General features: G+C 70.8%; 7 protein-coding genes. 4 read left to right on the top strand and 3 right to left on the bottom strand.

Annotation, left to right across the window (positions count from 1 at the left end; genetic code table 11):
- The first annotated feature begins 202 nt into the window (after positions 1-202).
- Both D7X55_RS30735 and D7X55_RS30730 read left to right on the top strand, forming a co-directional pair.
- Positions 203-1,051 carry a hypothetical protein gene (locus D7X55_RS30735; RefSeq protein ID WP_121724921.1) on the top strand — a complete coding sequence of 283 codons (849 nt, stop codon included), beginning with the start codon at positions 203-205 and terminating at the stop codon, positions 1,049-1,051.
- A gap of 161 nt (positions 1,052-1,212) precedes the next feature.
- Positions 1,213-2,049 carry a hypothetical protein gene (locus D7X55_RS30730; protein WP_121724920.1) on the top strand — a complete coding sequence of 279 codons (837 nt, stop codon included), beginning with the start codon at positions 1,213-1,215 and terminating at the stop codon, positions 2,047-2,049.
- Between the two features lie 78 nt (positions 2,050-2,127).
- Here D7X55_RS30730 and D7X55_RS30725 read toward each other — a convergent pair whose 3' ends face one another.
- The 3 genes from D7X55_RS30725 to D7X55_RS30715 form a co-directional block, all read right to left on the bottom strand.
- Positions 2,128-2,817 carry an NTP transferase domain-containing protein gene (locus D7X55_RS30725; RefSeq protein ID WP_121724919.1) on the bottom strand — a complete coding sequence of 230 codons (690 nt, stop codon included), beginning with the start codon at positions 2,815-2,817 and terminating at the stop codon, positions 2,128-2,130.
- Between the two features lie 228 nt (positions 2,818-3,045).
- Positions 3,046-3,354: a CBS domain-containing protein gene (locus D7X55_RS30720; protein WP_120552319.1), complete on the bottom strand. Its 309-nt coding sequence runs from the start codon at positions 3,352-3,354 to the stop codon at positions 3,046-3,048.
- Positions 3,355-3,426: 72 nt separating this feature from the next.
- Positions 3,427-3,963, bottom strand: a complete 537-nt coding sequence (locus tag D7X55_RS30715; RefSeq protein ID WP_199747226.1) for a hypothetical protein — start codon at positions 3,961-3,963, stop codon at positions 3,427-3,429.
- 148 nt (positions 3,964-4,111) lie between these two features.
- On the opposite strand from D7X55_RS30715, the gene D7X55_RS30710 reads away from it, so the two are divergent.
- The gene (locus tag D7X55_RS30710; RefSeq protein ID WP_121724917.1) at positions 4,112-7,063 is read left to right on the top strand and encodes a hypothetical protein; all 2,952 of its coding nucleotides are present in this window, start codon (positions 4,112-4,114) and stop codon (positions 7,061-7,063) included.
- A gap of 31 nt (positions 7,064-7,094) precedes the next feature.
- Positions 7,095-8,285, top strand: coding sequence for an OmpP1/FadL family transporter (locus D7X55_RS30705; RefSeq protein ID WP_120552316.1), 1,191 nt, complete (start codon positions 7,095-7,097; stop codon positions 8,283-8,285).
- Positions 8,286-8,406 lie beyond the last annotated feature (121 nt).

Below are 8,406 nucleotides of genomic sequence, written 5' to 3'. Positions count from 1 at the left end.
CACTGCGGCTGTCCCCCACGCCGGTGACGCCGGAGAGCGCGGCCGTGGCCCGCACGGAGCCGCCGTCGCGGCCCTTCAAGCGCCAGGCGAAGGCCAAGGCGAAGAAGACGGCGCAGCGCTGACGCTTGGAGGTGAATAGAACGCCGGGCCGCCCGTCAGGGGGAGCAGAGGGTTTCACCTCGCCCCTTCCCCGGAGCCTCCCGTGTCCGCCTTCCGCCCCGCGCTGTGCGCCGCCTTCGCCGCCAGCCTGCTCTTGGCCGCGTCTCCCGCGGAGGCCCGCTTCGGCAAGAAGTCCCCGGACACCTCCGACAACAAGAAGGACAAGGACGACGACCAGGGCTCCAGCAGGGGCTCCCGGGTCCACGCCGCCACGCCCGTCGTGCGCGAAACCCACTCCTACCGCCGCGAGCGGCCCTCGTACTCCGCGCACGTCCACGGCGACGCCGTCGTCGCGGCCGCGGAGCTGCTGACCGTGGCCGTGGAGGCCTCCAGCCCGGGGCCCGCCCTGGTCGTCCGCGAGCAGCGCGACGTGCAGCCGCTGGAGCTGCGCGTGGGCCTCAACGTGGGTGCCCTGGGCGGCGGCCTCGCCGGGGACGCGTTCCTGGGCATCGAGGGCGAGGCGCTGGGCATCGCCGTGCAGGGCACGCAGCTGGTGCTGCCCACCGACGACGGCACGCCCGGCACGGACGACCTGCGCCTGGCCACGATGCACCTCACCTGGGCGCCCGTGTCCACCGACCGCGTGCGCTGGCGGCTGGAGGGCGGCGTCTCCACCGCGCAGGCGCCGGACATCCTCTTCGTGGGCCCCAGCCTCGCCACGTCCCTGGAGGTCTGCGTGGCGGGCCCGCTGGACCTGGAGGCGCGCGTGCAGGGCACCGCCGGCACCTACCGGCAGCTGGACGCGAGCGCGGGCCTCGCGCTGCACCTGGGCGCCCTCATGGTGCGCGGCGGCGTGCGCGGCCTCGTCCTGGACGACGCGGGCCGGGTGGACGGCGTGCGGCACGTGGACCGCTTCGTGGGCCCCTACGCGGGCGCCGGCTTCGCGTTCTGAAGCGCCCGGATGTCCGGGGGTGCACATGCGCCCTTCCGGACACCGTCCCCCGTCCCGGGGCCCCTGTTCCGCCTCGGGGTGATGCGGGTTGAATATTCCGGGCAAGCAGGCGTCCACACGCCGCGGCCCATCCCGTGGGCCCCTGAAGAGGAGAGGTCGCCGTGGGCTTCGTGAAGACCCTGAGTGCCGCGCTCGCTGTCGCCGTCCTGATGGGGTCCGCGCCCGCGGAGGCCCGCTTCGGCAAGCGCTCCCGGCCGAGCACGTCCGACGCGAAGGACTCCGACGACCGGGACGACGGCAGGAAGGAGCACCGCGCCACCCCGGTGGGCCGCGCGTCGGACGCGCCGGTGCGCTCCAGCGTGCGCGCCTCCGGCGCCGGCCTGGGCTGGTTCGACGTGCTCTTCATCAGCGGCCCGGCCAGCTACCACCGCCGCGCTCGCGCGGAAGTGCCCCGAGGCCAGCGCGCGCCCCGGCCCGCGCCGCTCGTGCACCTGAACCTGCAGGGCAACAGCTTCGGCGACGTGGGCGGCGCGCTGGACCTCTTCATGGCCCTGGACGGCCAGCGCTGGGGCATGGACGCGCGCGTGAGCGGCCTCTCGCTGGAGCCGGACGACGGCTCCAGTGACCGGGACCGGCTGACGCTGCTGGACGCGCACCTGACCCTCTCGCCGTGGTCCACCGAGCGCGGCCGCTTCCGCATGGAGGCCGGCATCGCCAGCGCGCACGCGCCGGACGCCATCTTCGTGGGCCCCAGCCTCGCCGCGTCGCTGGAGGCGTGCCTCGGCCCGTCGCCCTTCGACGTGGAGGCGCGCATCCAGGTGGTGCCCTTCCCGCACCGCCAGGTGGACATGCAGGCCGGCCTCGCGCTGCACCTGGGCGCCCTCAACCTGCGCGGCGGCTGGCGCACCCTGTTCCTGAGCGACGGCGGCCACCTGGACGGCGTGGTGCACTCGGACAGCTTCACCGGCCCCTACCTGGGCCTGGGCCTGTCGTTCTGAAGGGCCCGCGATCCTGAAGTAAAAACTCCCGGGGTCCCCTGCGTCCGCGCGCAGGCCCCGGGAGTCTTCGCGTCCGGGCTATTCCTCGGACGACGCCGCGTAGGACGCCGGAGCGCTCTCCGCCCCCGCGCCATTGGACGCGCCCGCGCGCTTCATGCGCCGCTTGGGCGGCGGAGCCAGCTTGGGCTCCATGCTGAAGACGCGCCCGTAAATCTCGGGCGTGTTGATGTTCACGATGACGCCGGGGTCCTTCACGTTCAGGCGGCGCGGGTTGATGGCCCTGAGCACCGCCTCCAGGTCGTCCCCTTCCGCATCCAGGACCTTGCGCGCCGCGCCCCGGGACAGCACCACCGGCCAGCCCGTGGCGTTGTCGTACTCCGGCCGCAGGGACAGCTCGCCCTCGGTGCCGCCGCGCTCCATGTCCTTGAGCATGGACTTCACGGTGGTGACGCGCAGCGCCGGCATGTCCACCGGATGCAGCAGCATCACGTCCGCGTCCTCGGCCATGGCCGCCTCCAGCCCGGCCTTCACCGACGAGAGCAGGCTGCGCTCCCAGTTCGGGCTCGTCACCAACTCCAGGCTCGGGTGCTGATCGCGCACCAAGGCCTCGTCGCTGCCCACCACGCCCAACACCCCACACCCCGCCTTTCCGAAGGTGGACGCCAGCGACTGAAGGAAGCTCTTGCCCCCCTCATGTTCGATGAGCGCCTTGGGGTGGGACATCCGCCGGGCCTTGCCCGCCGCAAGGATGATCGCCACTGCCTTCATGACCCGCCTCCTCGCCCTCGACGGAAAGCCGGGGGCACCGCCAACAGGCTGTTGACCTCGCGGAGGGATTGCAGCCTGTCCGTCAGTGCGAGTCGTCAGACAGCCGCCAGTCACACGAGGAGGTGTTCGCTGCCGGCCCTTTGGGCAAGGGCGGATGTCCACCAGCGGTCAGGCGGACGGGCCCGGGGCCTTCCCCTCCCCCGCGCCGGATGGGCGGCAGGCGGGACTTCAGTGCAGCCAGCCGCTGGAGGCCGCCAGCCGCAGCGGGGCGACGGTCTCCACGGTCGTTTCTTCCGGCGTGGCCAGCGCCTTGACGGTCAGAATTTCAGCCAGCCGGGCCAGCGGACGGCGGCGGGCCACGCGGTGCAGCTCGTCCTCGGTCACCTCGCCCAACAGGTCGCCGCCCCGCCCCTCCACCACGGGCAGCACGTGCACGCCGTGGCGGTACATCTGCTGGAGCGCTCCCAGGACGGTGTCCTCCGGGAACAGGGTGATGGCGCGGGAGATGAGGTTCTGGAACTCAGGGCTGCGGCACATCGACACGTGAGGCCTCCGGTGCTCGGCGTTCGGGCGCCGTGTGCCGGAGGCCTTAGCAATCCGCTTGCCGACCTATTTCTTCGCCGCGGGCTTCACCGATTCGACCATCTTGCGGAAGCCCTTCTCCGCGCCGTTCACCGTCTTCTCCGGCCCGGTGAGCTTGTAGAAGATGGCGCCCTCCGGCCCCTCCACGATGGCGCCGCGCAGCTTGAAGTTCGGCTTGGGCGCGGAGGGCCCCATCATGGGGCCGCCGCCCGCGTACGTGCCCTTCACCTCCACCGTGGTGACGGGCAGCCCGTTCACCTTCTCCTGCTTCGTCTTCGCGTCCTTGTCCTCCAGGGGCTTGCCGTCGGGCTTCTGGAACTGCGCCACCCAGCGCTTCACGTTCGCGTCCACCGCGCCGCCCTGTCCCTGCCCGAAGTAGAAGACCGCCAGCTCCGCGTCTTCCGGGTCTCCCTTCGCGGCGGGCACCTTGTACGTCGCGGCGCGCATCGGACGCGGAGGCTGGGCGGCCCACTCCGAGGGCGCGCTCCACGTCAGCCCTCCAGCCTCCTCCGCGCTCGCGCCCATCGCCACGGTCATCGCCAACACAGCCAGCAGTCGGTTCATGGACGGCAGCGTATCCGCGTTCCTCCGCGCAGGCCCACCCCATAGGTGACTCGGCGCGTCAATCCCTCTCACTTTGTGACCGGGGACTGGCGTGCTACTCACTGCATCGTTTCCAGCAGTTCACCTTGGGCTGGAGGGGATTCCCACCATGAAGAAACAGTTGTTCCTCGGGGCCATGGCCCTGGGAGCCGTCGCCTGCACGCCGGAGATTGCGCAGGACGCTCCGAACCTGAACGTCGGCCTCGCGGAGTTCGACCCCTCGGCGTCTCCCGCCGTGGTGCCCTCTCCCAACGACCTGGCCATCGTCACCCTCGCCGATCAGACGAAGCGGGTGAACGCGCCCATCAACCCGACCGCGTCCCCGGCGGAGCAGGAGTTCACGCGCGACTACCTGAACACGCTGAACGGCTTCCCGACGTCCGCCATCGCGAGCACCAAGATCAAGGACCTGGATCCGCGCACGGTGAGCCCGCAGACGGTCATCTTCATCGACCTGTACAAGGGCACGCCGTTTGAGACGAAGAAGGTGACGCCGACCCTCGCGTACAACGAGGACACGGACCTGCTCAACATCATCCCCCCGGTGGACCTGAACACGGGCCTGCCGGCGTGGCCGAAGGGCAGCCGCTACGCGGTGGCGCTGGTCGGTGGTGAGAAGGGCCTGAAGACCAACTCGGGCCAGTCCATCATCGGGTCGGCCACGTGGGCGTTCATCAACTCCGACGAGTCGCTGGTTACCTGCGAGGACCTGACCTCGCCTGACTGCGCCCCGGCCACGGAGCTCATCCCCTCCACGGAGACGGATCCGGCCAGGCGCCTGGCGGACCAGACCAAGAAGTCGCTGCAGCTGGAGCAGCTGCGCCGCGGCTACGCGGACGTGTTCAACAAGGCGCTCAAGCCCCAGGGCTTCAGCCGTGAGGACATCGTCCTCATGTGGACCTTCAGCATCGTCAACCAGCCGGAGGCCACCATCAACCTGGCGGCCAACGCGCGCGTCCCCACCATCATCCCGTTCCCCAACGACCTGCTGCGCATGCCGGCCACGGCCACGAAGCCGGCGCACCTGAACTTCCCCGTCCCGCCGACGCCGGGCCTGCAGCAGGACCTGTTCACGGGCCTGAACACGCTGGACGGCTTCTCCACCACGGGCGCCATCGTGTCGGAGAACGGCGACGCGCAGGGCGTGCTGGACGGCACCATGTACCGCGAGGCCGCGGACGGCCCGGCCCCCCGCGTGGACAAGGCGTCGCTGCCCGCGGGCGTGAAGCTCTTCAAGCTCTCCAACCTGGACAAGGGCACCCAGCCGGACATCACGCCCTGCCTGGTGGAGAAGTCCGGTGACTGCGGCACCAGCGTGGGCGCGGCGGGCATCGTCGACGTGCCCCAGCAGCTGCAGATCATCCCGAAGGCGCCGCTGGATGGCGCCACCCAGTACGGCGCGGTGCTGACCACGGACCTGAAGGACACGAAGGGCCGCAACGTCTCGCCGGCCACGGCGTTCGCGCTGATGCGCCTGTCCAACCCGGTGTACGACACCGTGGCCAAGAAGAGCACCATCTCCTCCGTGCCGAACGAGCTGGCGGCGGCGCTGGAGCCGGTGCGCGCGGCCCACAAGCCCTTCTTCGACGCGCTGGCCAAGGCCGGCCTGCCGCGCTCGAAGATCGCGCTGGGCTGGGCGTTCACCACCCAGAGCACCACGTCCGTCCTGGAGGACCTCTACACGCTGCCGGGCGGCGTGTACGGGACGTCCGCGGCGCCCGTGTCCGTCTTCCCCATCACGTCGCAGGTGAAGTCCGCCATGACCGGCGCCGGGCTCGCGTCCGGCAACGTCGGCGCGGTCTACGAGGTGCGCGCCAACACGCCGTGGCTGCTCACGGGTCCCTTCGGCACGCTCAACCCCACCGAGCCGCGCCCCACCCGCTACCCGTTCATGCTGTTCACGCCCGCGGGCGAGGCGCCCACGGGCGGCTGGCCGGTGCTGGTGTTCGGCCACGGCCTGACGAGCAACCGCACCGCGGTGCTCGGCGTGGCCAACAAGTTCACCGGCGCGGGCTACGCGGTGGTCGCGATGGACGCCGTCTACCACGGTGAGCGCAGCAGCTGCGTGGGCTCCGCCTCGGTGCTGGGCGCCCCGAGCGACGACGCCGCGTGCGCCGACCCGGCCACCCAGCGCTGCGAGACCAGCCCGGCCAGCCTGTCCTACGGCCGCTGCGTGGCGCGCACCGCGGGCGCCGGCGCCGCCTGCGACGCCGCGTCGCTGCCGCCGGGCGTGCCGAACGGCCAGGTCTACTGCTCCAACGTCGTCTCGCAGGGCCAGTGCATGGCCGACAACAAGTGCGAGGGCGGTGACTTCAGGCGCAACGCGCAGGGCGTCCCGGTCATCTCCGGCTGGAACTTCCTGAACCTGGGCAACCTGTTCACCACGCGCGACAACTTCCGCCACCACGTGGTGGACTTCAGCCAGTTCCTGCGCGTGCTGGCCAGCCCCGAGCTGTCCACGGCCGTGGGCGGTCTGAACGCGGCGCAGGTGGACTACGTGGGCCAGAGCCTCGGCGGCATCATGGGCACCATGTCCACCGCGGTGTCCTCGCGCGTGCGCCGCTCGGCGCTCAACGTGGCCGGTGGCAACCTGGCCGGCGTGCTGCTGACCGCGCCCGCCTTCAAGCCGCAGCGCGATGCGTTCCTGGGCTCGCTCGCCTCCGCGGGCGTCACCCCGGGCTCCCCGGCGTTCGACACGTTCATCAGCCTGGCGAACACCATCCTGGACCCGGCGGACGCTCGCAACTACGCGTACCTGCTGGACAACAACCCGGCGGCCGGCACGGACACCGCCAAGCACCGCGCGTTCATCCAGTACATCGAGGGGGACGAGGTCATCCCGAACGACAACACGATGGCGCTGATCAACGCGGCCAACCGCAAGGACGCGCCGCGCACGGTGGCTTCGTACATGTTCCCGGCGTCCAACCCGCTCGTCGGTGCCGTCCCGGCGTCCGCGCGCCACGCGTTCCTCAACAACCCCGCCATTCCCGAAGCGCTTCGCGACGCGGCCCAGGACCAGATCATCGGCTTCCTGTCCACGGGAACCGTGGCGCAGTAACGGCACCCACTGAGAGAGGAATCACACACCCATGAAAAAGACACTCTCCCTCGTGGCGATCCTGGCGGCTGGTACCAGCCAGGCCGCGGGCTTCCAGATTGACACCCAGGGCGCTCGCGCCACCGGCGCGGGCGGCGCGGCCACGGCATGGCTGGAGGACTCGTCCTCCATCTATTACAACGTGGCCAACATGGTCGGCGTGAAGACGCTGGACATCACGCTGGGCGACACGGGCATCCTCCCCAGCATCACGTTCCAGCGGCCGGGCCAGGAGCAGGAAGGGCAGCGCACCACGCTGTCACCGCCTCCGCACCTGTTCGTGGTCTACAAGCCGTTCGAGAAGGCGGCGTTCGGCGTGGGCGTGTACACGCCCTTCGGCGCGCGCAGCCGCTGGGAAGAGGGCTTCAGCGGCCGCTTCCGCGGCTACGAGTCCTCGCTGGCGACGTACTACATCAACCCGTCGTTCGCGTATGAGCTGCACCCGCGCTTCCGCTTCGGCGCGGGTCTGGACATCGCGCGCGCCACCATCGAGCTGACGCGTGGCCTGGACTTCGTGAACAGCGAGGGCTCCATCCACCTGGGCGGCGCGGACTGGGGCTCCGGCTTCAACATCGGCGTGCAGGCCAAGCTGCTGGACAACCTGGACATGGGCCTGCACTACCGCAGCGCCATCGACATCTCGTTCAAGGGCAAGGCGGACTTCCAGAACATCCCGGTGGAGTTCCAGAGCCGGCTGACGGACCAGACCGCGACCGCGGACGTGGTCCTGCCGTCCACCGTGACGGCGGGCCTGGCGTACCGGCCGCTGCCGAACCTGCTGCTGGCGTTCGACGCGAGCTGGGTGGACTGGTCCACGTTCTCCGAGCTGGCCATCCGCTTCGAGAACCCGTCCATCGACAACCCGGTGCCCAAGCGCTGGCACGCCAAGTGGAAGTACGCGCTGGGCGCCGAGTACGGCGTGACGGACGCGCTGCAGGTTCGCGCGGGCTTCGTGTACGACCCGTCCCCGAGCCCCAACAGCACGCTGACGCCGGACCTGCCGGACGCGAACCGCATCAAGGCGACGTTGGGCGTGGGCTACCAGTTCCGGCCGTTCCGCGCGGACCTGGGCTACCAGTTCGTCGCGCTGGCGGACAAGGTGAGCACGGCCCCGGGCATCCCGGCGACGTACTCCGGCTCCGCGCACGTGTTCGGCCTGACGCTGGGCTTCAACCCCCAGTAACCGGCTGAGCACTTCCTGAAGTACCGGGGCGCCCGGTCCCTTCCGTTCATGGAAGGGCCGGGCGCTTTCGCTTACGGTGCAAAGCCGTGAGCCCTTCCAAGCCCGGCCCTTCCATGAACGG

Origin of the sequence: Corallococcus sp. AB049A (genome assembly GCF_003668885.1) — a bacterium.
Classification (GTDB): domain Bacteria; phylum Myxococcota; class Myxococcia; order Myxococcales; family Myxococcaceae; genus Corallococcus; species Corallococcus interemptor.
The sequence above is the reverse complement of the archived record's forward strand: the minus strand, read 5'-3'. Positions and strand labels throughout refer to the sequence as shown.

Bases quoted from the DNA above. Each gene is read 5' to 3' on its own strand.
- D7X55_RS30725 (WP_121724919.1), bottom strand. From the start codon at position 2,817: ATGAAGGCAGTGGCGATCATCCTTGCGGCGGGCAAGGCCCGGCGGATG.
- D7X55_RS30720 (WP_120552319.1), bottom strand. From the start codon at position 3,354: ATGTGCCGCAGCCCTGAGTTCCAGAACCTCATCTCCCGCGCCATCACC.
- D7X55_RS30715 (WP_199747226.1), bottom strand. From the start codon at position 3,963: ATGAACCGACTGCTGGCTGTGTTGGCGATGACCGTGGCGATGGGCGCG.
- D7X55_RS30710 (WP_121724917.1), top strand. From the start codon at position 4,112: ATGAAGAAACAGTTGTTCCTCGGGGCCATGGCCCTGGGAGCCGTCGCC.
- D7X55_RS30705 (WP_120552316.1), top strand. From the start codon at position 7,095: ATGAAAAAGACACTCTCCCTCGTGGCGATCCTGGCGGCTGGTACCAGC.